Annotated in this window: 20 protein-coding genes, 1 tRNA gene and 2 pseudogenes; 12 read left to right on the plus strand and 11 right to left on the minus strand. The window is 57.3% G+C overall.

Annotated elements, in window-relative coordinates; all coding sequences use genetic code 11:
* Positions 1 to 22: 22 nt before the first annotated feature.
* The 4 genes from OKC40_RS00330 to OKC40_RS00345 are packed head-to-tail and all read left to right on the plus strand — an operon-like array spanning position 23 to position 2764.
* Positions 23 to 718: a DUF969 domain-containing protein gene (locus OKC40_RS00330; protein ID WP_270793799.1), complete on the plus strand. Its 696-nt coding sequence runs from the start codon at positions 23 to 25 to the stop codon at positions 716 to 718.
* Positions 718 to 1641, plus strand: a complete 924-nt coding sequence (locus OKC40_RS00335) for a DUF979 domain-containing protein (protein WP_270793800.1) — start codon at positions 718 to 720, stop codon at positions 1639 to 1641. The genes OKC40_RS00330 and OKC40_RS00335 overlap by 1 nt, the downstream gene beginning before the upstream one ends.
* 17 nt (positions 1642 to 1658) lie before the next feature.
* Entirely contained in the window at positions 1659 to 2303 is a 645-nt protein-coding gene (gene pcp / locus OKC40_RS00340) for a pyroglutamyl-peptidase I (protein ID WP_270793801.1), read from the plus strand.
* Entirely contained in the window at positions 2300 to 2764 is a 465-nt protein-coding gene (locus tag OKC40_RS00345) for a gamma-glutamylcyclotransferase family protein (RefSeq protein WP_270793802.1), read from the plus strand. The genes pcp and OKC40_RS00345 overlap by 4 nt, the downstream gene beginning before the upstream one ends.
* Positions 2765 to 2830: 66 nt before the next feature.
* On the opposite strand, the gene OKC40_RS00350 is transcribed toward OKC40_RS00345, so the two are convergent.
* Entirely contained in the window at positions 2831 to 4723 is a 1893-nt protein-coding gene (locus tag OKC40_RS00350) for a methyl-accepting chemotaxis protein (protein ID WP_270793803.1), read from the minus strand.
* Positions 4724 to 4984: 261 nt separating this feature from the next.
* Positions 4985 to 5061: transfer RNA gene (locus OKC40_RS00355), tRNA-Trp, on the minus strand.
* Positions 5062 to 5262: 201 nt separating this feature from the next.
* Between OKC40_RS00355 and OKC40_RS00360 the strand changes: the two genes are divergently transcribed.
* The 4 genes from OKC40_RS00360 (at position 5263) to OKC40_RS00375 (ending at position 8173) form a co-directional block, all read left to right on the plus strand.
* Positions 5263 to 5805, plus strand: coding sequence for a hypothetical protein (locus OKC40_RS00360; RefSeq protein WP_270793804.1), 543 nt, complete (start codon positions 5263 to 5265; stop codon positions 5803 to 5805).
* Between the two features lie 275 nt (positions 5806 to 6080).
* On the plus strand, positions 6081 to 7001 hold the full coding sequence (gene pyrB / locus OKC40_RS00365; RefSeq protein ID WP_042063824.1) for an aspartate carbamoyltransferase: 921 nt from the start codon (positions 6081 to 6083) through the stop codon (positions 6999 to 7001).
* 15 nt (positions 7002 to 7016) lie between these two features.
* On the plus strand, positions 7017 to 7481 hold the full coding sequence (gene pyrI / locus OKC40_RS00370) for an aspartate carbamoyltransferase regulatory subunit (protein ID WP_042063767.1): 465 nt from the start codon (positions 7017 to 7019) through the stop codon (positions 7479 to 7481).
* 200 nt (positions 7482 to 7681) lie between these two features.
* Positions 7682 to 8173, plus strand: a complete 492-nt coding sequence (locus OKC40_RS00375) for an arginine repressor (RefSeq protein ID WP_270793805.1) — start codon at positions 7682 to 7684, stop codon at positions 8171 to 8173.
* A gap of 132 nt (positions 8174 to 8305) precedes the next feature.
* Here OKC40_RS00375 and OKC40_RS00380 read toward each other — a convergent pair whose 3' ends face one another.
* The 4 genes from OKC40_RS00380 to arcA form a co-directional block, all read right to left on the minus strand.
* The gene (locus OKC40_RS00380) at positions 8306 to 9712 is read right to left on the minus strand and encodes a YfcC family protein (RefSeq protein WP_042063764.1); all 1407 of its coding nucleotides are present in this window, start codon (positions 9710 to 9712) and stop codon (positions 8306 to 8308) included.
* Positions 9713 to 9835: 123 nt separating this feature from the next.
* Positions 9836 to 10840: an ornithine carbamoyltransferase gene (argF, locus tag OKC40_RS00385; RefSeq protein ID WP_017409770.1), complete on the minus strand. Its 1005-nt coding sequence runs from the start codon at positions 10838 to 10840 to the stop codon at positions 9836 to 9838.
* Positions 10841 to 10919: 79 nt separating this feature from the next.
* Positions 10920 to 11846 (minus strand): carbamate kinase, encoded by a 927-nt coding sequence (arcC, locus tag OKC40_RS00390; protein WP_042063763.1) that lies wholly within the window; start codon positions 11844 to 11846, stop codon positions 10920 to 10922.
* Between the two features lie 62 nt (positions 11847 to 11908).
* The gene (arcA, locus tag OKC40_RS00395) at positions 11909 to 13129 is read right to left on the minus strand and encodes an arginine deiminase (RefSeq protein ID WP_042063762.1); all 1221 of its coding nucleotides are present in this window, start codon (positions 13127 to 13129) and stop codon (positions 11909 to 11911) included.
* A gap of 747 nt (positions 13130 to 13876) precedes the next feature.
* Between arcA and OKC40_RS00400 the strand changes: the two genes are divergently transcribed.
* The 3 genes from OKC40_RS00400 (at position 13877) to OKC40_RS00410 (ending at position 15168) form a co-directional block, all read left to right on the plus strand.
* Positions 13877 to 14053, plus strand: a complete 177-nt coding sequence (locus OKC40_RS00400; RefSeq protein WP_167335554.1) for a hypothetical protein — start codon at positions 13877 to 13879, stop codon at positions 14051 to 14053.
* A gap of 97 nt (positions 14054 to 14150) precedes the next feature.
* Entirely contained in the window at positions 14151 to 14798 is a 648-nt protein-coding gene (locus OKC40_RS00405; RefSeq protein ID WP_042063761.1) for an AAA family ATPase, read from the plus strand.
* Between the two features lies 1 nt (position 14799).
* Complete coding sequence (locus tag OKC40_RS00410) at positions 14800 to 15168, plus strand: CopG family transcriptional regulator (RefSeq protein WP_075111914.1); 369 nt, start codon at positions 14800 to 14802, stop codon at positions 15166 to 15168.
* Positions 15169 to 15771: 603 nt separating this feature from the next.
* Here the strand turns inward: OKC40_RS00410 and OKC40_RS00415 are convergent.
* Positions 15772 to 16671: pseudogene (locus tag OKC40_RS00415) on the minus strand (IS3 family transposase); the annotation flags it as partial.
* Between the two features lie 61 nt (positions 16672 to 16732).
* Here OKC40_RS00415 and OKC40_RS00420 point away from each other — a divergent pair.
* Positions 16733 to 17776 (plus strand): IS110 family transposase, encoded by a 1044-nt coding sequence (locus OKC40_RS00420; RefSeq protein WP_042650017.1) that lies wholly within the window; start codon positions 16733 to 16735, stop codon positions 17774 to 17776.
* A gap of 240 nt (positions 17777 to 18016) precedes the next feature.
* On the opposite strand, the pseudogene OKC40_RS00425 reads toward OKC40_RS00420, so the two are convergent.
* The 4 genes and pseudogenes from OKC40_RS00425 to yihI all read right to left on the minus strand — a co-directional run.
* A pseudogene (locus tag OKC40_RS00425) lies at positions 18017 to 18277 on the minus strand (transposase); the annotation flags it as partial.
* 198 nt (positions 18278 to 18475) lie between these two features.
* Positions 18476 to 19849 (minus strand): oxygen-independent coproporphyrinogen III oxidase, encoded by a 1374-nt coding sequence (gene hemN, locus OKC40_RS00430; RefSeq protein ID WP_270793806.1) that lies wholly within the window; start codon positions 19847 to 19849, stop codon positions 18476 to 18478.
* Between the two features lie 31 nt (positions 19850 to 19880).
* Positions 19881 to 20321, minus strand: a complete 441-nt coding sequence (locus OKC40_RS00435; protein ID WP_270793843.1) for a DUF2489 domain-containing protein — start codon at positions 20319 to 20321, stop codon at positions 19881 to 19883.
* Positions 20322 to 20332: 11 nt separating this feature from the next.
* Positions 20333 to 20920, minus strand: coding sequence for a Der GTPase-activating protein YihI (yihI, locus tag OKC40_RS00440; RefSeq protein WP_234602992.1), 588 nt, complete (start codon positions 20918 to 20920; stop codon positions 20333 to 20335).
* Between the last annotated feature and the right edge of the window lie 540 nt (positions 20921 to 21460).

Genomic DNA, 21460 nt, shown 5'->3' on the forward strand with positions numbered 1-21460 from the left:
TTCACTTGAACGAGGTGGTTAATTGGAATGGATTAAATTGAGTGGCATCCTCATTATTTTGTTAGGATTTTATTTCAAACTCGATACCCTGGCCGTCGTGCTGGTCGCTGCCGTTACCACGGCACTGGTCTCCGGTCTCTCCATGACCGATTGCCTCTCCCTGCTGGGCGAAGCCTTTGTCTCCAACCGCATGGTGACGCTGTTTCTGCTGACCCTGCCGATGATCGGCATCTGCGAACGCTACGGCCTGAAACAGCAGGCCGTCACCCTGATCGAGCGGATCAAAAAGCTCACCCCGGGCAAGTTCATGACCCTCTATATGTTTATCCGCGAGCTGGCCGGTCTCTTCTCGGTGCGGGTACAGGGTCATACCCAGTTTATTCGTCCGCTGGTCAACCCGATGACCCAGGCAGCCGCCAGCAAGGTGCACGGGAAATTAAGCGAAGAGGACGAGGAATATATCAAGGCGCGGGTTTCGGCCACCGAAAACTACGGCAACTTCTTTGCCCAAAATACCTTCGTCGCCTCCGCCGGGGTATTGCTGATTGTCGGCACGTTCGAGTCGCTGGGATATAACGTCTCCGCCGTCGATATTGCCAAGGCCTCCATGCCGATTGCCATCATTACCCTGTTCATGGTCGCCGCCTCCAATATGTGGTTTGACCGTCAGATGGCCAATAAATATGCATCTAGCAACAGCAAGGGAGGTCAACAGTAATGGCTGCACTGATCCCCAATATGCTCGAATTCTTCTATGTGCTGATCGGCGTCATCCTGTTCAGCAGCGCCTGGCGCGTCCTGCGTGACGGCAACCACCCGGCTCGAGTCGGCACCGCCCTGTTCTGGACCATCCTCGGGGTACTGTTCGCCTTCGGCAGCTATATCCCCAACATGATCAACGGGATGCTGATCCTCGCCATGGGAGTCATCACCCTGCTCAAGCAGGTTAAGATCGGCAAGCTGGAGCAGGCGAGCGAGGAGGAGTCCCAGCGCCACGCCAACCGCATTGGCAACCGGATCTTCCTGCCCTGCGTGTTGCTGGCTCTGCTGGCGGTAGTGATCGCCCAGTTCACGCCGCTCGGCGGTCAGGTCGGTATCGGTCTGGCAGCGGTGATCGCCTTCGTCATCACGGTACTGCTGACCCGCGCCACCCCCTCCACCGTGGTGGGCGACTCGGACCGGATGATCCAGCAAGTGGGCATCACCGGCATCCTGCCCCAGTTGCTGGCCGCCCTCGGGGTGATCTTCAACACGTCCGGCGTCGGTGACGTCATCTCCCACGGGATCTCCACCGTGGTGCCGATGGGCAGCCCCTTCGTCGGGGTGGTGGCCTACTGCCTCGGCATGATGGTCTTCACCATGATCATGGGCAACGCCTACGCCGCCTTCACCGTCATCACCGCGGGGATCGGCATTCCCTTCGTGGTCGCGCAAGGGGGTGATCCGGTGATCGCCGGTGCGCTGGCGATGACCGCCGGTTTCTGCGGCACCCTGATGACCCCCATGGCCGCCAACTTCAATGCTCTGCCCGCCGCCCTGCTGGAGATGAAGGATCTCAACAAGGTGATCAAGGTGCAGGTGCCAATGGCGCTGACGCTGGTGCTGATCCATATCGCCCTCATGTACTACTGGGCATTTTGAGAATTCGGGAGACGATGATGAAAGTTCTGATTACCGGTTTTGACCCCTTCGGCGGCGAGCCCATCAACCCGGCGTGGGAGGCGGTGAAGCGCCTGCCAGACACTATTCTGGATGCCACCGTGATCAAGGCGCAGATCCCCACCGTATTCGGCAAGTCGGCTACCCTGCTGGCGGCGCTGATGCACCAGCACCAGCCGGATGTGGTGATCAACGTCGGTCAGGCGGGCGGTCGCTTCGCCATTACCCCGGAGCGGGTCGCCATCAACCTCGACGACGCCCGCATCCCCGACAACGAGTTGCAGCAACCCATCGATGAAGTGATTCAGGCCGATGGCGCTCCGGCCTACTTCTCCCGCCTGCCCATCAAGGGGATGGTGCAGCGCATCAAGGAGAACGGCATTCCGGCTGCGGTCTCCAACACCGCGGGCACCTTCGTCTGCAACCACATCATGTATCAGCTGCACTACCTGATCGAAAAAGAGTTCCCGGCGGTGCGCGGCGGCTTTATCCACGTTCCCTACATCACCGAGCAGGTAGCGGACAAGGTGAACCAGCCCTGCCTCGCCATGAGCGAGATCACCCGTGCGCTGGCGCTGGCCATCGAGGCGGTGGTACTGCAGCAGGATGGTGACATCAAGGTCGTGGGCGGCGAGATCTCATGAGCCTCGGCCAGCCACGCCCGCTGTTCGTCTATGGCAGTCTGATGGATGGGCTGTTCAACTACCGCCGCTATCTGGCCGCTCATGTGAGCCAGCCGCCACGACGCGCCCGGGTGCGCGGCGCCCTCTATCACCTGCAGCACAAGGGCTATCCGGCCCTGCTGCAAGGTGATGACTGGGTCTATGGCGAGCTGTTTGTGCTGGACGACTTCCCCGCCGCCATCGCGGCGCTGGACGAGATGGAGAACTTCCACGGCGAGGATGATCCCCAGAGCGAATATCTGCGCCAGCTGATCGAGGTGGAGCTCTTCGACCCGGCGCAGCGGCGTTATGTCGGCCAGCAGCCGGCCTACCACTACCGCTACGTGGTGCAGCACGACCCCCAGTGGCAGCAGGGCAAGCACTACCTGCCCGACGGCAACTGGCGCGCCTTCCATCTGGCGCAGCTGGAGAGCGCCGCCTGACGGCCACCGGCAATAACAAAGGGCAGCCCGCGGGCTGCCCTTTCTGTTGCTGGAGTGGCGGGATGATCAGAGCCGGAAGCGACCGATCTCCTGCTCCAGCCGCTCGGTCAGCGACTTGAGCTCGGCCGCCTGCGCCGCCTCGTTGCCCGCCTGCTCGGCCAACTCTTGCGAGACGTGGCGGATATTCTCGGTATTGCGGCTGATCTCGCCGGTCACCGAGGTCTGCTCCTCCGCCGCCGCCGCGATCTGGGTCGCCATGTCGCTGATAGAGCCGATCGCCTCGTTGATCCGGCCAAGGCTCAGGTTGGCGGCTTCCGCATCCTCCACACTGGTGCCCGCCAGCTGACGGCTGGTCTCCATGCCACCCACCGCGCGACGGGTGGTCTGCTGCAGGGTCTCGATCATCTGCTGGATCTCGTCGGTGGAGTCGTGGGTGCGGCGCGACAACACCCGCACCTCGTCCGCCACCACCGCAAAGCCACGGCCCTGCTCACCGGCCCGCGCCGCCTCGATGGCGGCGTTGAGCGCCAGCAGGTTGGTCTGCTCGGCGATACCGCTGATGGTGGCCAGGATGCCGCTGATCTTCTGGGCATGGCTGTCGAGCTCGTTGATGATCTGGCTGGCATCGGCCACTTCGTCCGCCAGACCGGTAATGCTGCGCTGACTCTGGCCGACCTGGGATTGCCCGGCGACCGCCAATGCGACCGCCTCGGTGGCGGTGGTGGCGGCAAACTCGGCGTTGCCGGCGATCTCCTGGGTGGCGGAGGCCATCTCGGTCACCGCTGTCGCTACCATCACGATCTCGTCCTGCTGCTGACGCACCCGCTGACTGCGGGCCTGCGCCCCGGCCGCCTGGGTGCGGGACTGGGCCGCCAGCTCGACGGCCACATCCCGCAACCGGCTGACGATGCCGTGCAGCCGCGCCACGAACTGGTTGAAGTTCTGGGCCAGCTGACCCACCTCATCCTTGCTGTGGGTGTTGATGTGAACGGTGAGATCCCCCTCGCCGTGGGCGATGTCGTGCAGGGCGTGCGCCACCCGACCGAGATCGGCGAACAGATATTTGAAGGTGGCGGTGAGCAGGGCGCTGAACACCAGCATCAGCACCAGCGTCAGCCCCACCAGCTCCCACAGCAGGCTGCTGAGCGGCGCCTCCAGCACATCGCGATACATCACCATGGCCAGCAGCCAGTCGGTGCCCGCTACCGGTTGTACTGCCAGCAGCACGTCGCGCCCGTCGAGGGTGGCAGCGTGCAGCTCGCTGTTTTCACGGCCCCACTGCTGGAAAGTGGCGGCAGAGAGTCCCGGCGCCAGCTCGGCGATGGGCTTGAGCGCCAGATCCTTCTGCGGATGGCCGACGATGAGGCCGCTGCTGTCGAGCAGCATGGCGTAACCCTCACCCTGCACCTTCATCGCCAGTACTTCGTCGATCAGCTTGTCGAGCGCCAGATTGGCCCCCACGGCACCGACCAGCTCCCCCTGATGGCGCACCGGCTCGGAGAGGGTGACCACCAGCTTCTGCATGGTGACGCTGACATAGGGGGCAGTGACGATCAGCTGACCCGCCTTCACCGCATCCTGATACCAGGGGCGCTCGCGCGGGTCATAGTTGCCGGTGTTGAGGGAGGGATCCTGCCGGGTCATCACCCCCTGCGCGGAGCCAAAATAGGTGAGGCCGAAGCCGCCCGAGGTGTAGGCCTGCTTCAGGTGCGGCACCAGCTCGGCTTGGGGGTTATCGCTGATCAGGTTGACCAGCGCATGGACTGTGTTCTTGCGATCCGCCATCCATTCGCCGATCGCAACCGAGTAGGCGTGACCATAGTTGACCGCCTCGCTCTGGATGGCGCTCATGGTGCGGGATTTGAGGGTGTGAAAGGCAACGATGCCGAGCAGTGATGCCATCAGCAGCACCACGCCAAGACTGGTGGCCAGCAGCTTGCCGCGCAGAGAGAGGGTCATGACGACGAATCCTTGTTGTTGTGTCAGGCAGGGAAAAGCCTGATGTATCAAAGGCTATCGGCCGCAACATGAACAGACTTTAGTGAATCTGTATATTTTTACATCCATCAACAACAGGGATGGCTATCAGAAGTTGGTTGCTCGCTATTCCATGCTACCGAGCGGCAGAACAATCAGGAGGAGAAACAGAGGGGCGGGAGGGACAGAGGGCGAACGCCGGAGATGCGAAAGGCCAGCTCAATGAGCTGGCCTTTCTGAAAATGGCAGGGGCGGCAGGACTCGAACCCGCAACCATCGGTTTTGGAGACCGCTGTTCTACCAATTGGAACTACGCCCCTGCAACAAACGAGGCGTAGTATACAAAGTGGAGATCAAAGGTAAAGGCTTTTTTCACACTTTTAATGCGATTGCACAAATCCCGAACAAGTTGCGGTTGTTTGTGCAGCAAAGCGGGATAACTTGCTGTATTTGCAGCCCTGCCGGGGTAGGAATGGGACATAAATGGGGGTAGGGTGAAATCAGGTACCGGGAGGCCACTTATGCTCAATTACCGATTGCTCCAACAACTGGCGCCCCTCAACTTCAGGGATGAACGCAAGACAGAGTCCCTGCCCGCCTATCTTGAACGGGTCGCACCGCTGGTGCCCTTTATTCCTGAAAATGTGCTTTCCCAGTGGATTTACCGTCATTGGCGCGGTTTTGAGTCCAACTGGAGCTTTATCGATCTCGCCAGCCATCAGTTCACCTGTGAAAGCTGGCCCACCGCGCAACTGGTGGGTCAGGTGGACTCCCGCCACATGGAGGTGATCGAGCGCTGGGGCGAGATGCTGCGCAGCAATCGCTATGTGCGCCGCTCCTGGCTCGGCGAGAAGATGCTGAGCGAAGGCACCTGGCCCGAACCTGTCATCGTGCTGGCGCCCGCTGAGGGGTGCAGTTACCCGAACGGGCAACCGCTGCCGCAACCCTACTGCCTGCTGGAAGGGCACCACAGACTCGGTTATTTGCGTGCCATGGCCCGCGATGGGGAATCGCTGCAAGAAACGCATAGGGTGTGGATTTGTCGTCCCGTTCCCGCCACTTAAACGTTTTTCATGCTGAAATTGGCATCAGAAATAAAATTTTGACAATTAAAAAACCGGCCCTATAATCTGTCCGGTTTTGAAAAAGGTCGGGACGAAACGATGCAGTTTTTGATTCAGAAAACAGCCTTGCAGACGGGTGGTGCGCACCAGAGCGGCCCCGTTGTTTTCGGTTCCCACCCCAAGGATCCCCAGTTATTTTTAAAAAAAGCCCCTGTTTCAGGGGCTTTTTTTTTGTGCCCGAAAAACCTCCAATGATGTCAAAGGGAATGCAGACGATGACCAATCCACTCTATAAGAAACATGTCATCTCCATTTCGGACCTGACCCGGTCAGAAATGGAACTGGTAGTCTCAACCGCACAACGGTTGAAGGCTGAACCTGACACCAGCCTGTTGAAAGACAAGCTGGTTGCCAGCTGCTTCTTCGAAGCCTCCACCCGCACCCGCCTCTCGTTCGAGACCGCGGTACAGCGCCTCGGCGGCAACATCATCGGCTTCGCCGACGGTGGCAACACCAGCGCCAAGAAAGGCGAGACCCTGGCTGACTCCATCAAGATCATCGGCTCCTACTCGGATGCGGTGGTGATGCGCCACCCGAAAGAGGGCGCGGCCCGTCTGGCTGCCGAGTTTTCCCGCGTGCCGGTCATCAACGGCGGCGACGGCTCCAACCAGCATCCGAGCCAGACCCTGCTCGACTTGTTCACCATCCATGAGACCCAGGGTCGTCTGGACAACCTCAACGTCGCCTTCGTCGGTGACCTGAAATATGGCCGCACCGTGCACTCGCTGGCCCAGGCGCTTAGCCTGTTCAACTGCCGCTTCTTCTTCATCTCCCCGGAAGCGCTGGCGATGCCGGACTACATCTGTGAAGAGCTGGAAGAGAAAGGCATCCCGTTCAGCGTCCACCAGACCATGGAAGAGGTGATGCCTGAGCTGGACATCCTCTACATGACCCGCGTCCAGAAAGAGCGCTTCGACGAGACCGAATACAAGCACATGGCCGCCAAATTCGTGCTGGAGCTGGCGACCCTGGAAGGGGCCAAGCCCACCATGAAGATCCTGCATCCCCTGCCCCGCGTCGACGAGATCGATGTGGCGGTCGACAAGACCCCCCACGCTTGCTACTTCCAGCAGGCGGAGAACGGGGTCTATGCACGCCAGGCGCTGCTGGCACTGGTACTGAACGAAACTGTCTGAGCTTAGGGGAATATCATGTCTGACAAGAACCAACTGCAAGTCGAAGCCATCCGTCACGGCTCCGTCATCGATCACATCCCCGCTGGCCAGGGCATCAAGATCCTCAAGCTGTTCCAGCTGGTTGAAACCCAGGAGCGGATCACCGTCGGCTTCAACCTGAAATCCGGCGCGCTGGGCAAAAAGGATCTCATCAAGATTGAGAACACCCGCCTGACCGAGCAGCAGGCCAACCAGCTGGCGCTGTTCGCCCCGAAAGCGACCGTCAACATCATCGAAGACTTCAATGTGGTGAAGAAGCACCAGCTGGAGCTGCCGGAGTTCATCGCCGGGGTGTTCCACTGCCCCAACTCCAACTGCATCTCCCACAACGAGCCGGTGGACAGCTACTTCCGGGTGCGCGAAGTGAAAGGCGTGGTGCGGATGAAGTGCAAATATTGCGAGAAGTCCTTCACTCAGGACATCGTCAGTGAGCGTGACTAATATCTGATTGGGCCCTGCGGGGCCCATTTTTGAACCCTGTCACATCACCGAATTTCCAGTCAGCTATAATTTGCCATCCCAAGATGGTAATGCCCGTTCATTCCCTGCATATAGATGGATTATCAGTGTTTTTGCCTGATAACTGACAGCTATGGCAGATATCGCGCGTTTACCTCCGGTCATCGTCAAAGGAATTCGCCGTGGTCAAAACCCTCAGTCGTCCCGTTGCCCAAGAGCCCGATCTGGCCCAGCTGGATGCCTGTCGCCAGATCATCGGTCAGCACTGCTACAGCACCCAGGAAGAGATCCGTCGCGAGCTGTCAGAGCGCGGCTTTGCCGACATTAGCCAATCCACCATCTCCCGCCTGCTGCGCCGCCTCGGCGTGGCCAAGGCGCAGAATGCCAACGGCAAGAAGGTCTACACCCTGGTAGACGATCAGCTGGAGCCTGCAGGCAGCACCCGCTCGATCCACGACATGGTGCGCGAAGTGGTGCACAACCAGCAGATGGTGCTGATCCACACCACTCCGGGGGCCGCTACCGTGGTGGCCCGCCTGCTGGATCGCAACGCCAGTCCCGAGATCATGGGCGCCGTCGCGGGCAATGACGTGGTGCTGGTCGCGCCGCGCCACATCAGCCGCACCCGTCAGGCCCACGCTGCCGTGGTGCGCACGCTGGCGCAGGCCCGCTAAGCTCTCTCCCCCAAATGTATTGAGGCGACCCGCGGGTCGCCTTTTTGTTGCCTGCTATTTTGTGCCCATCACTTCTTGCGCCCATAAAAAACGGGAGCCCGCAGGCTCCCGTTTCATCTTGCTTGTCATACCTCAGGAGAGCACGGCCCCCAGACTCAGGCAGACCACGATCAGCACGGTCAGGATACCGAGCAGCGGAGCCACCCACTTCAGCCAGCGCACATAAGGCACCTTGGCGATGGCCAGACCACCCATGACTACGGCGGAGGTAGGGGTCACCAGGTTCACCAGACCGGAGGCAGACTGGTAAGCAGTCACCACCAGATCGCGGCCCACGTTGGCGAAGTCGGCCAGCGGCGCCATGATCGGCATGGTCAGTACAGCCAGACCGGAGGAGGACGGCACCAGGAAGGAGAGCACCACTTCCAGCACGAACATCACGTTGATAAAGACGATGGTGGAGAGGCCGGTCACGATCCCTTCTGCACTGTGCAAAATGGTGTGAGTGATCATGCCGTTGTCCATCACTACCACGATACCGCGGGCGATACCGATGATCAGCGCCACACCCAGCAGGTCGCGGGCACCGTCGATAAAGTTGGAGGTCAGCTCCTCTTCGCTCATGCGGGAGATGATACCGACGATGATGGCGGCAGCCAGGAACACGCCGGAGATCTGCGCCATCCACCAGCCCAGCACGGCCACCCCGTAGATCATCACGGCGAAGGCGGCGACGAAGATACCCAGCACGATTTTACGGGTCAGGGTGAACTCCAGCATCTGGTCGCTCTTGTTGCCAAGGAAGTGGGCACGGTTCTCTTCCCACTTGTCAGCCACCAGAGATTTGCTCGGATCGCTGCGCACCATCTTGGCGTAACGCATGACGTAGGCAACACAGAGCAGCCAACCGGCGACCAGCATGGCGACGCGCAGCCAGATACCATCGGTGAAGGAGATACCGGCGGCGTTGGCCGCGATAACAGTAGCAAACGGGTTGATGGTGGAACCGAGAGTACCGATACCGGCGCCAAGCAATACGGTTGCCGCCGCTACCACAGGGTCAAAGCGCGCGGCCATCATCACCGGCACCAGCAGGGTGTAGAAAGGCAGCGACTCTTCGGCCATGCCGTAGATGGTGCCACCTGCGGCGAACAGCGCCATCAGGATCGGGATCATCCACTCTTCCCGGCCGCGCAGGCGGTCGGTCACACGTTCAATACCGGCATCGATGGCACCGGTCTTGGTCACAATGCCAAGAAAACCACCGATGATCAGGATAAAGAGGGAGACGTCGATGGCGCCTGCCTCATAGGTGTCGTGGTTGTAGAGGCCATCGATAGGTGCCAGCAGCACGTCGACGATCCCCTGGGGATTCCCCTCCACCAGTTTGTAGGTACCCGCCACCGGCACTTCTTTGCCGAGGGCTTCGTTCATGGTCATTTCATATTTGCCGGCCGGCACTATCCAGCTCAGGGCGGCCACCAGGGCGATCAGCACAAACAGTATCGTGTAGGCTGACGGGAACTTGAATTTGGTCATGGTCCAGCTTCCTTCTGTGGGTGTGGTATCCATGCAGGCTGCGGGTCGTAGGGTTAGAGGTATTATGCCGCTGTCACATGGTCGAAAAGCCGGGGGTCGCCCCCCGGCACCACTACTGCGACCTTAGTCGCCCAGCGTAGCAACCATCACTGCCTTGATGGTGTGCATCCGGTTTTCGGCCTCGTCGAACACGATGCTGTGCTCGGATTCGAACACGTCCTCGGTTACTTCCAGGCCTTTCATGCCATATTTGTCAGCCACTTCCTTGCCCATGGTGGTCTCGTCGTTGTGGAACGCCGGCAGGCAGTGCATGAACTTCACATCAGGATTCTTGGTGGCGTTGATGACATCCATGTTGACCTGATACGGGGTCATCAGTTTGACGCGCTGATCCCAGGCCTCTTTCGCTTCACCCATGGAAACCCAAACGTCGGTGTAGAGGAAGTCGGTACCCAGCACACCTTCTTTGACGTCTTCGGTCAGGGTGATGCGCGCGCCAGTCTCTTCGGCGATCAGGCGGCACTTGGCAACCAGCTCCTCTTCCGGCCAGAACGCTTTCGGAGCGACCAGACGGATGTCCATGCCCATTTTGGCGGCACCGACCATCAGGGAGTTACCCATATTGTTGCGGGCATCACCCAGGTAGGCGAACTTGATTTGATCCAGACGCTTGCCCTTGCCGTGCTCCAGCATGGTCATGAAGTCGGCCAGGATCTGGGTCGGGTGGAATTCGTTGGTCAGACCGTTCCAGACCGGGACACCGGCGTAGGCGCCCAGCTCTTCGACGATCTCCTGACCGTAGCCGCGGTATTCGATACCGTCATACATGCGACCCAGTACACGGGCGGTGTCCTTCATGGACTCCTTGTGACCGATCTGGGAACCGCTCGGGCCAAGGTAGGAGACTTGCGCACCCTGGTCGAAGGCCGCGACTTCAAACGCACAGCGGGTGCGGGTGGAAGTCTTCTCGAAGATCAGGGCAATGTTTTTGCCGGTCAGGTGTTTGCGCTCGTAGCCACCGTATTTGGCTTTTTTCAGGTCGATGGCCAGGTCAATCATGTATTGGATTTCGCGCGGGGTGAAGTCCAGCAGTTTCAGGAAGTTACGGTTACGCAGATTAAAAGCCATGATGAGTTCTCTCTATATTTGTTTCAGACCAATTCGGGCAGTAGTGTTGACTACGCATTCTCAGTACAAATTTCGGTAATTACGCATTCACGGTGCGGGTGGCGACGATATTGGTGCCGGCTTCACCCTTGAGGATGGCAAGACCATCTTCCAGCGAGCCGATCCCGACCATGCCGCCGGTCGCTTTGACAAATTCACAAGAGGCTTCGACTTTCGGTCCCATGGAGCCTGCATCGAATTTGACCCCGGCCAGCTCGTCCGGGCTGGTGACCCGCAGCGGGTGCTGGGTCGGCTTGCCCCAATCCAGATAGACGGCATCGGCGTCGGTCAGGATCAGCAGGGCGTCGGCCTTGATCTGCTTGGCCAGATAGGCGGCAGACATGTCTTTGTCGATCACAGCTTCGATGCCGGTCAGGCTCTGGCCATCCCAAGTCACAGGAATGCCGCCACCACCGGTACAGATGATGAGGTGGCCCTGGGCAATCAGGGTTTCGATGGCGTCGCCTTCAACGATGCGCTGGGGCAGCGGGGACGGCACTACACGGCGGAAGAACTTGCCGTCAGCCTTGACCACCCAGTGCTTCTCGGTCGCCAGGGCACGGGCTTCCGCTTCTTCATAGACGGGGCCGATAAATTTGGTCGGATTGGCAAAGGCCGGATCCTTGGGATCAACCTGCACCTGAGTCAGCAGCGCAGTGACGTTGCGGCTCGGCATCAGGTTTTTCAGCTCCTGGATCAGCATGTAGCCGATCATGCCTTGGGACTCGGCACCCAACACATCCAGCGGATAGGGGGATACCTTGGTGTAGGCGCTGTTTTGCAGGGCCAGCAGGCCGACTTGCGGACCGTTGCCATGCACCAGCACCACGTTGTACTCCTGAGCGATCAGGGCGATGGTTTTGGCAGCAGTGGCGATGTTCTTGCGCTGGATATCCGCTTCCAGTGGCTCACCACGACGGAGCAGAGCATTGCCGCCCAGAGCGACGACGACAGTTGGTTTTTTCATAGTGGTTAATCTCGATTTTGGGTCTGTGTGGCGCCAGCCTCTGCCAGCGCCACGCCGTCTCATCAGATGCTGTCGCGTTCCATCGGGCAGCTCATGCAGCGGGCGCCGCCGCGGCCACGGCCCAGTTCATCACCCGGAATGGAGAGAACTGTGATACCGGCCTTGTCATATTTCTCGTTGGTGTAGGTATTGCGCTCGTAACCCACCACCACGCCGGGACGTACGGTCAGCACGTTGTTGGCGTCGTTCCACTGCTCGCGTTCGGCTTCGAAGCTGTCACCGCCAGTGGTGATGATCTTCAGCTGATCCACGCCCAGCGCTTTCTCGATAGCGGTGACGAAGTAACCCTCTTCCTTGATGTTCATGCCAGTGGCGCCGCCCGGAGTCAGGCTCCAGCACTGCACGTCCTTGCGGATCACTTCCGGATAAACGGAGAAGGTATCGACATCCATATGGGTCATGACGGTATCCAGGTGCATGCAGCTGCGGTGTTTCGGCAGTTCCATGGCGATGACCTGTTTGGCCTGACCGTGTTTGAACAGGCTGCGAGCCAGGTGCTCGACCCCTTGCGGAGTGGTGCGCTCGGACATGCCAATCAGCACGGCGCCGCGGCCGATAACCAGTACGTCACCACCCTCGATGGTGGAGTTGTCGTAGTCACGCTCCTCGTCACCGAAGTACTTGATGAAGTCCTGACCGGCAAACATCGGGTGCCAGCGGTAGATGGCCTTCACATGGTTGGTTTCGCGGCGACGAGCCTGTTTGGCCATCGGGTTGATGGAGACGCCACCGTAAACCCAGCAGGAAGTGTCACGGGTGAAGAGGTGGTTGGGCAGCGGCTCGATGATGAAGTCGGTCGGTGCATGCATACCCACTACCATGTTGACGCCGTGATAAGGCATCTCGGAGTAAGTCAGGCCACCGGAGAGAATGCGGGCCAGCTCGCGGTGCGGCATGTCTGCCAGGAAGCAACGCACGTCGTTGGCAAAAGAAGAACCGAGGCGGTAGTCGGAGACCTGATGTTGCAGCAGCCAAGTTTTGGCTTCCGGCACATCCAGAGTCTCGGCCAGCAGATTGGTCAGCAGGAAAACTTCGACATTCTGATCGCGCAGTACCTGAGCGAATTTGTCGTGCTCCTGACCGGCGCGTTCAACTGACAGGACGTCATCGAACAGCAGATCCTGGCAGTTGGAAGGAGTCAGACGCTTCAGACTGAGGTTGGGGCGGTGCAACATGACACGGCGCAATTGGCCAACTTCAGAACCTACATAAAATTTGCTCATGATTATATTCCGTCTAGCAGTGGTCCCTGCGAGTGATTGAATAGATTCCTTCTATTCATGCTCGTGGCTAAGGCGGGATATTCTTTATGTAGGGTACTCGGCTTATGTTCTATCCTGCCCTTGCCTTTCGATGCCGAGGTTAGACCTGCGAACCAATACAAACTTAGACATTGATCACATTCACTCAGAACTGAATATATTCACCGTTCAATCTATGACCCCGGTAGCAAATTGCACATTTCCCACACAGAACACACTGAATAGCCATGCACAACCACCCCACTATATTTCAGGTTGATTCAATTTTTATTCATGCATGCTCACTGGGAAGATTAAATTAAAAAAACAAAACCCGTTAAAAATCATAATAATAAATGGTTTTTAAAATAAAATTTGAATATTACTCCCTGTGTATTGAATACATCGGCGTGACAAGAGGAACTCGGGGGAAATAAATACTCAGATCGAGCACACTCACTGCATAAATCTTTTCTTGTCCCAGATCATGGCATTGATGCCAACCCCATCAGGCAAGGCCTCATCAGCCATCACCTCGTTGTGCAGTTCAACTTAATATGCACAAAGTCCGCATCGAGGCTGGCAACCAGCCTCGTCAGTCACCACAACGCCTTTTGATACTTTTTTCATTAATTGAATTTATTCGTCCCACCTTGCGCTGGCGCCAACCTCGACTTAACTCAGAAAGTGATCCAGATCACACTGAAATGGCACTACCAAGGAGTTGTTATGAAGATGAAACCAATGCTGTTGCTCGCGACTTTGCTGCTCTCTGCGCTCCCGACCTTCATCCAAGCTGAAGGAGCCCCTGCCATGCCCATGGTGGTATGCCATGTCGACCAGGCCCCCCAGATGCTGGTGCCTGACTATGTCTGCCGCTGGCATGGAGGCAGCGTTCATTACTAATCGACACAACGAGAGGAGCATCACTCCTCTCGCCTTGTGATGAGGCTGGCCCCTCCTATACTGAAATCAGCGGTTTTCTTATGGATAGGGGAACGTCATGATCTTGTTGGTCGGTGGAGAGAAGGGGGGGAGTGGCAAGAGCTGCCTGGCACAAAATCTGGCGGTCTACCTCAGATCCCAATTTCAGGGGGAGGTGTTACTGGTCGATTGCGACCCGCAGCGCACCACCTCTGACTGGATTCAGGAGCGCAACGACAACCCGGAGCTGCCACAAATCAACTGCGTTCAGCTTTATGGCAACATTCGCAACGACCTGCTCAGCCTGAAAAACCGCTACGACTACGTCATCGTCGATTGCGGCGGACAGGACAACCGGGCACTGCGCTCCACCATGGCTGTCGCCACCCACGCCCTGATCCCCTTGCGCCCGAAACGCCGCGACCTCAAGACCCTGCCCCATATGGAAGATCTCATCACCACTTGCAAGATGGTCAATCCGACGCTCAATGCCGCTGTAGTGCTGACCCAGTGCCCCGCCCTGCCCAATCAGGTAAAACGCATTCTGGAGGCGAAAGAGGTCTGCGCCTCATTCGGTGTCGATGTGCTGAACGCCATCACCTATGGCCGTAACGTCTACGACGACAGCGAAGAGAAGGGGCTGTCGGTGATGGAGATCGAGCCGGATGGCAAATCCGCCGAAGAGATCCGGGCCATCGCCAAAGAGTTCCTGCAAGTGGGGGTGTGAGATGGGTCTGGCCGATCTGAAGAAAAAGCACCAGCTGCATCACCAGAAGAAGTTCACCGTCGACGAATTTATCGAAGATGCGGAGTTCTACGCCAAGGGCAAACCCAAGGTGGTCAGCCTTGAACTGAGCCTGCATCGTGATGAAGCCCTGTCGGCGCTGGCCTTTATCGAGAGTGGCGAGCATCTGAGGCCCAGCTACAAGAAGGCTACCTTCTCCATGAGCACGGTGGCCATCGACGAGCTGGGCAATCTGACCCAGCAAGATGGCATGAACAAATCCCTGTTGCTGCGCCTCTTTACCCACTACTTCTCCTCGCTCACCCCGGAAGAGCGCCAGACCATCTATGAGCGACTCAACCAGCGCTCATAATTTCTCCATTCAGCCGCTCTTTTTGTGCCTCGCCAACCCATCCCGAATGACCATCATCAGACTGCAGAATCTATTTCCAAAGTAACCAAAAAGCCGTGTAAGAGATCTGCCATTCCATATGTAAGCCAACAGCCGAAAAGATCCTCGAGATAATCGGAAGACAGGATCTTAAAATATGAAGATGACACACTTAACATTATGTTTATAAATGAATAAATCGAAACACACCGCTTTCGGAAAAGCTAATGACAAAAACGTTTTCCAATCTGACGTTGTCGCCGGTAAGAAAATCCTTATAGTTACTCATGCACGGACGCAATGAAGTCGGTCAGGAAGACTGGCTGCCAGGGTTGGGCAAATGGACTCACCACAGGATGTGGTAAAGGACACCTCCCAGGACGGAGAAAGTGCGACGGGACAGGATGACTCGTCAGGCCAAGATGGCTAAAGGACACCCCAAAGGATTGGGAAGGGGAAACCTAAAGGAAGAGGTAAACAGTCAGGGATTGCAGGGAGCAACTTCGTTCAAGGATATGAGCGATACGACTACCGGGGGCGACGCAAGTCGCCCCCATCTTTTTATCTGCGTTTCACCTGTAGTGGTCAACTAAATCCGGACACTTGGTTAGGCCGAACCTCGGCTTTTGCTGGCGGTATCCCGTCATTGTGTTGATGTGGACGCCGCCAGTTGTAGTAAACCATCAGGTAATAACTGATATCCCGCTTTGCTTCCCGCAGACCCATGTACCCCGTTGCCGGGAGCCACTCTGACTTCAGGCTTCTGAACAATCGCTCCATCGGTGCGTTATCCCAGCAATTACCACACCGACTCATGCTCTGGGTCATGCGATAGCGCCACAGTCGTTGCCGAAATGCCCGGCTGCCATATTGGCTGCCTTGGTCAGAGTGAAACAGCACGCCAGATGGGCAACCCCGTTGCTGATAGACCATCTCCAGCGCTTTTATTGCCAATTCTGCATCTGGTTTGTCAGACATCGCCCAGCCCACGACCCGCCGGGTATGCAGGTCGAGCACTGCGGCCAGGTAATGCCAGTGACCACCGGCCCAGACGTAAGTGATATCGCCACACCACACCTGATTGGGTTGCTGGACATCAAATTCGCGGGCCAGCAGATTGGGAATATCCGGTCGTTCAGACTGTGCCACCTTATAACGGTGTGCGCCCAGCTGCCTGGATGCCAGCCCGGCTTCCTTCATCAGGTTACGTACTTTGAATCGACCAATCTGATACCCCAACTCCCGCATCATCGACATCAAGGTGCGGCTGCCTGCCGAGCCTCGGCTCTCTTTGAACAACCGGCGCAACTCGCTGCGTTGCTGTATCCGCTCACGGTTAATCGTCCGCTTGCGAGCCAGATAGTCGTAAAAACAGGATGTTGGAACATCGAAAGCGCAGCAGACCAGGGTAATGGGGGCTTGCTCTCTTAATTGGTCTATCAGCGCGTACGTGTGAACTCGTCCGTCATCAAGAGAGCCGTAGCCTAATGGGATGGTCTGCTCCATCTACCCCGCTATGCTGAAGCCAGCATCAAGGAGGCTGATCATGACCCAATCTCAGATTTACATTTATGGCATCGATTTAGGCAAAAACTGGTTTCACCTGGTAGCGATGGATCGCATGGGGCATGTATTGACCAAGCAAAAGCTCACTCGTTCACAACTGAAACAGTTCATCAGCACGACCCCACCCTGTCGGGTTGCCTTCGAGGCATGTCCTGGTTCGCAATACTGGGGACGACTGTTTCAACAGGCGGGGTTCGAGCCCAAGATTATTCCCGCTCAATTTGTTAAGCCCTACCTCAAATCGAACAAGAATGACTTCAACGATGCCACCGCCATTGCCGAGGCTGGTAGCAGAGGCACTATGCGCTGTGTCCCGTTGAAATCTCATGAACAGTTGGCATTGCAGGCGACTCATCGAGTCCGTCAACGTTTCATCATCGAACGTACCGCCACGGTCAATCAGATGAGAGCGTTGCTGCTGGAATATGGGCTCACCGTACCGGTGGGCAGAAAAGTCTTCGAACGCGCCCTACCGGCGATCCTTGAAGATGCCGAGAATGGCTTGCCTGATTTTATCCGCGCCCTGGTATTGCGCCTGAGAGAACGGTGGCAACAGCTGGATATTCAGATTGATGAGATGAGCCTCATGCTCGGGCAAGCCTCAAGCGCATCGAGTTTGTGCCAAAAAGTCAGCACCGTCCCCGGCATTGGACCGATTGTCTCAACCGCGTTAATTGCCGCGATTGGCAATGGTTCACAATTCAAGAAAGCCCGCGATCTTTCAGCCTGGTTGGGGCTGGTTCCCAGACAATATTCAACGGGTGGCAAATCCTCGCTCGGCGGGATCAGTAAGCGTGGCAATAACTATTTGAGGCAAATGGTTATTCAGGGCGCCAAAGCGCTGAAAATTCACATGAAGCGTGACAAATCATCGTTAGGCGAATGGGTCGCCAGGCTGGAGGTCGGCCATCACCATCATGTGGTCCTTATCGCCCTGGCCAACAAGATAATGCGAATTTGCTGGAAAGTACTGACATCCGGCAGGGATTACCGACCATATCCCAACGCAAGCGCAGCCGTTTAACAGATAGAACTCATACCAGGTTTTGCGAGCCAAAAACAGATGACAGAAGCGTTCACCCCACGACGTTGCAGCCTGGCTAAAAAAGCAGTCTCTCGTGACTGGTAGCTTTATTAGGACGACGACGTGCGGATCCCATCAAGGCCAGAGCCGGAAAACGGCTCACAGACAGGCCGGATACATTGACGCAAACGACTTCTGGAAATCAGTTCACGCTTGCAGATAAGGAGCAGACCATACATTTTTTAGAATGTCCTTTTCGCGCTCGAGCCGATGGATGCGGGCTTCCAGCTCCTGGATTTTCTGCTGCTCCGGGGTCAGCGCTTTGCTGATAGGCGTGGTGCCGGTTCGTTCGGATTGCAGTTGCTGAACCCAGCGGCGAAGTATGGTTTCACCGACATCCAGTGAACGGCTGGCTTCGGGGACAGAATATCCCTGGTCGAGCACCAGGGATGCGGCTTCGAGTTTGAATTCGGCAGTAAATGAGCGACGTAATCTTGTCATTGAACACCTCAGGTCATGGTGGCGACTCTACCACCTAAAATGGTGTCCGGGATGATTAGACCACTACAACCGTCCCCTTGCTTACCTCAGTCCACCACCTTCTTGTCAGACCCTTCCCGACCCGCAGCTTAAGCAAAAATACAAATGAGAAGGGCGCCACGATGGCGCCCCTTTCTGTTTTCTGATCGGCAAACAAGCTTATATCACGCGAGAGAACTGTTGCTGGCGTGCCTTGTTGCGCAAGTACACGTCGAAACACATGCAGATATTGCGGATCAGCAACTGCCCCGTGGAGGAGACCTCCAGGCCATCCTCCGTCATACGCACCAGTCCATCGTTGATGAAGGTCTGCAGCAACTTGAGATCGTCGGCAAAATACTCTCTGAAATTGAGACCGTGCGCCTGCTCGACAGACGCAAAGTTCAGATGGAAATCACAGATAAGCCGCTTGATCACCTCACGGCGGATCAGGTCATCCTGATTGAGCGAGCAGCCTTTCCACTGGGCATGACCCAGCTCTGCAACCTGTGCGTAATATGCCTTGAGCTCTTTCTGGTTCTGGGAGTAGGCATCACCGATCATGCTGATGGAGGAGACACCCAGCCCCAGCAGATCGCAATCACCTTGAGTGGTATAGCCCTGGAAGTTGCGGTGCAGCTTGCCCTCGCGCTGCGCCACCGCCAGTTCGTCATCGGGTTTGGCAAAATGGTCCATGCCGATGAACTGGTAACCCTGACCGGTGAGGAAGGCGATGGTGTCCTGCAGCATGGCCAGCTTCTCCTGCGGCGCAGGCATATCCACCTCTTTCAACTTGCGCTGGGCGGCAAAGCGACTCGGCAGATGGGCATAGTTGAAGATGGAGAGGCGCGCCGGATCGGTCTTGAGCACCTCTTCCAGCGTATGGTGGAAGCTGGCACGATCCTGATGCGGCAGGCCATAGATAAGGTCGAGGTTGGTCGAACGGAAACCCAGTTCTCTGGCCCGTTCCAACATGGCTTTAATAAAGTCGTTGTCCTGCTCGCGGTTGACTGCGACCTGTACATCCTTGTTAAAGTCCTGCACCCCGAGGCTGATGCGGTTGAAGCCGACATCTCGCAGCACATCCAGCATGGTAATGGCAATCTCGCGCGGATCGACCTCGATGCTGAACTCCCCCTCTTCGGCGAAATGGAAGTGCTCACGCAGCATGGCCATCAGACGGCGCGTTTGCGCTTCATCCAGATAGGTGGGAGTACCGCCCCCCCAGTGCAGCTGGGTAACCAGACGATGCTTGAAGAGCGGGGCTTGCGCCTTGATCTCCTGCTCTAGGTAGTCGAGGTACTCGTCAGCCTTGTGCTGATGACGGGTAATGACCTTGTTGCAGCCGCAGTAGTAGCAGAGTTTGTGACAGAAAGGGATATGCACGTAGAGCGACAGATTGCGCTCGGGATACTGGCCGGCAGCGCGGACAAAATCCGAATAGCCGAAGCTCTCGTTGAACTCCAGCGCAGTGGGATAAGAGGTGTATCGCGGGCCACTGTAGTTATATTTTTCGATCAGGGCCTGATCCCACACAATCTGTTCTGCTTGCACGCTCGCTTCCTCTCTTGTTGTTATTGTTGGCTCACCGACCTAACTGAAAATCCTTCAGTTGGGCCACATCCTTGAGGATCTGAGCCTCCAGCTCGGCCTCGTAGCCGCTGCGTTCGAGATCCATCTTCATCACTTCATTGCGTTTAAGTGCGCGTCTGGCCTCATGCGTCGGCATATCTTTCACCTTCTCATACAGCCCGTACAGACCCGGAAACTCGGCAGCGAACGCTCGCCCCCCCTTGATCTGCAACGCATCCAGCAGATTGGTCAGCCGAATGGCGCCTTCGGAGTAATCGCACTGCCCCTCCTGCACCGCATGGGCAATGACCCGCACGCTCTCCAGAATTCGCTCATTGCGAGCAGTTATCGCCTGCCACTGCATCGCTTGCTGCCGTCTCAGTCTGGCCATCAGTATGCCTGCATAGATGGCCAACCCTGACAAAATCAGGCCGCCCAACAGGGCGGCCAGCATCCATCCACTCATCACTTTTTCTTCGGCTCAGGCTTGGGTTCCGGCTTGAAATCGACCTGGTTGAAACGATCCCACAACTCCTCTTCGGAGGCCGGCTTTTGCTCGTCGAACTCGGCGTCATCGCCATCATCAAACGGCAGCTCGTCATCTTCATCATCGTCGTTATCGATGATGCCCAGCTCATCCATCAGCTCCTTATAACGGTCGACGCGCTGATCAACCCAGGCCTGCTCGGCCGCATCCAAGGTTTCACCGGCATCAAGACGATCCAGCAGATCATTCAAGCGATCATCGTTTTCGATGGAGGCCAGCTCCTGCTCGGGCGTCATCACCAGCTGCTTCTCTTTCACTGCCTTGGGTACTGCCGGCTTTTTCTGTTTGTCATCCACCACCAGTACTACCGGCTTGCGGGAACCGATACGCGGATCTTTGGACTGGCTGTTGCCAGACTTGTTGTTCGACTGTTCAACTTGCTGACGAGAACCAGCCTTCAGGCCCTTGCGCTTGGCAGCCCGTTTACGCTCACGACCTTCCTGAGCACTGACATCAGATTCTTTGCGCTTGCCAGTAGGCTTGCGAGTGGGTTGTTTGGCAGACATGAATGGCTAACTCCGAAAAATAACTGGATTGACCCGTACCCGGGATGATCTCACCCGGTGGGATACGATGCGAGGAACAGTAAGGCTGGAACAAGAGCAGGATCCGCACCAATCCGGCCCAATCAGGCCACTGAACACCGCAGGATCGGTATCCTCTGGGCATGTTGCTGGTATTTTGACACAGAATGGCTAATCGGGTTAATGACCCAAAAGAAAAAAGGCAGCCGAAGCTGCCTTGATATGTTCATGCGGGCGCCATCCTGAATGGCAAAACAATCTGTTTCGTCCTCTCCGTGACAACTTGTCGCCGCAGCATATCGTTGTGTGGTCATCCTGACCTTGTATTGGTCGTTCCTGAATGTGCGTGTGCCTGTTTGACCCGTCGCGACCGCATCCTGCCATCGTGCCGGGGAGTCTGCATCCCGCAACCCCATCCCGTTCCGGAGATGGTCACCATCCTGATACTTCAAATCCCTTGCCAGCTCATGCGAGCCCATGGCATCCCGCCACGCCAGCCATCCTCTGCTCACAACATCCTGT

This window comes from Aeromonas sp. QDB11 (assembly GCF_027705265.1).
Classification (GTDB): domain Bacteria; phylum Pseudomonadota; class Gammaproteobacteria; order Enterobacterales; family Aeromonadaceae; genus Aeromonas; species Aeromonas allosaccharophila.

Coding starts and splice junctions, on each gene's coding strand:
- pyrI (WP_042063767.1), top strand. CDS start 7,017: ATGTCTGACAAGAACCAACTGCAAGTCGAAGCCATCCGTCACGGCTCC.
- pyrB (WP_042063824.1), top strand. CDS start 6,081: ATGACCAATCCACTCTATAAGAAACATGTCATCTCCATTTCGGACCTG.
- OKC40_RS00405 (WP_042063761.1), top strand. CDS start 14,151: ATGATCTTGTTGGTCGGTGGAGAGAAGGGGGGGAGTGGCAAGAGCTGC.
- OKC40_RS00335 (WP_270793800.1), top strand. CDS start 718: ATGGCTGCACTGATCCCCAATATGCTCGAATTCTTCTATGTGCTGATC.
- OKC40_RS00420 (WP_042650017.1), top strand. CDS start 16,733: ATGACCCAATCTCAGATTTACATTTATGGCATCGATTTAGGCAAAAAC.
- argF (WP_017409770.1), bottom strand. CDS start 10,840: ATGGCTTTTAATCTGCGTAACCGTAACTTCCTGAAACTGCTGGACTTC.
- OKC40_RS00360 (WP_270793804.1), top strand. CDS start 5,263: ATGCTCAATTACCGATTGCTCCAACAACTGGCGCCCCTCAACTTCAGG.
- yihI (WP_234602992.1), bottom strand. CDS start 20,920: ATGTCTGCCAAACAACCCACTCGCAAGCCTACTGGCAAGCGCAAAGAA.
- OKC40_RS00400 (WP_167335554.1), top strand. CDS start 13,877: ATGAAGATGAAACCAATGCTGTTGCTCGCGACTTTGCTGCTCTCTGCG.
- arcC (WP_042063763.1), bottom strand. CDS start 11,846: ATGAAAAAACCAACTGTCGTCGTCGCTCTGGGCGGCAATGCTCTGCTC.
- OKC40_RS00380 (WP_042063764.1), bottom strand. CDS start 9,712: ATGACCAAATTCAAGTTCCCGTCAGCCTACACGATACTGTTTGTGCTG.
- OKC40_RS00410 (WP_075111914.1), top strand. CDS start 14,800: ATGGGTCTGGCCGATCTGAAGAAAAAGCACCAGCTGCATCACCAGAAG.
- pcp (WP_270793801.1), top strand. CDS start 1,659: ATGAAAGTTCTGATTACCGGTTTTGACCCCTTCGGCGGCGAGCCCATC.
- arcA (WP_042063762.1), bottom strand. CDS start 13,129: ATGAGCAAATTTTATGTAGGTTCTGAAGTTGGCCAATTGCGCCGTGTC.
- OKC40_RS00350 (WP_270793803.1), bottom strand. CDS start 4,723: ATGACCCTCTCTCTGCGCGGCAAGCTGCTGGCCACCAGTCTTGGCGTG.
- OKC40_RS00345 (WP_270793802.1), top strand. CDS start 2,300: ATGAGCCTCGGCCAGCCACGCCCGCTGTTCGTCTATGGCAGTCTGATG.
- OKC40_RS00435 (WP_270793843.1), bottom strand. CDS start 20,321: ATGCTGGCCGCCCTGTTGGGCGGCCTGATTTTGTCAGGGTTGGCCATC.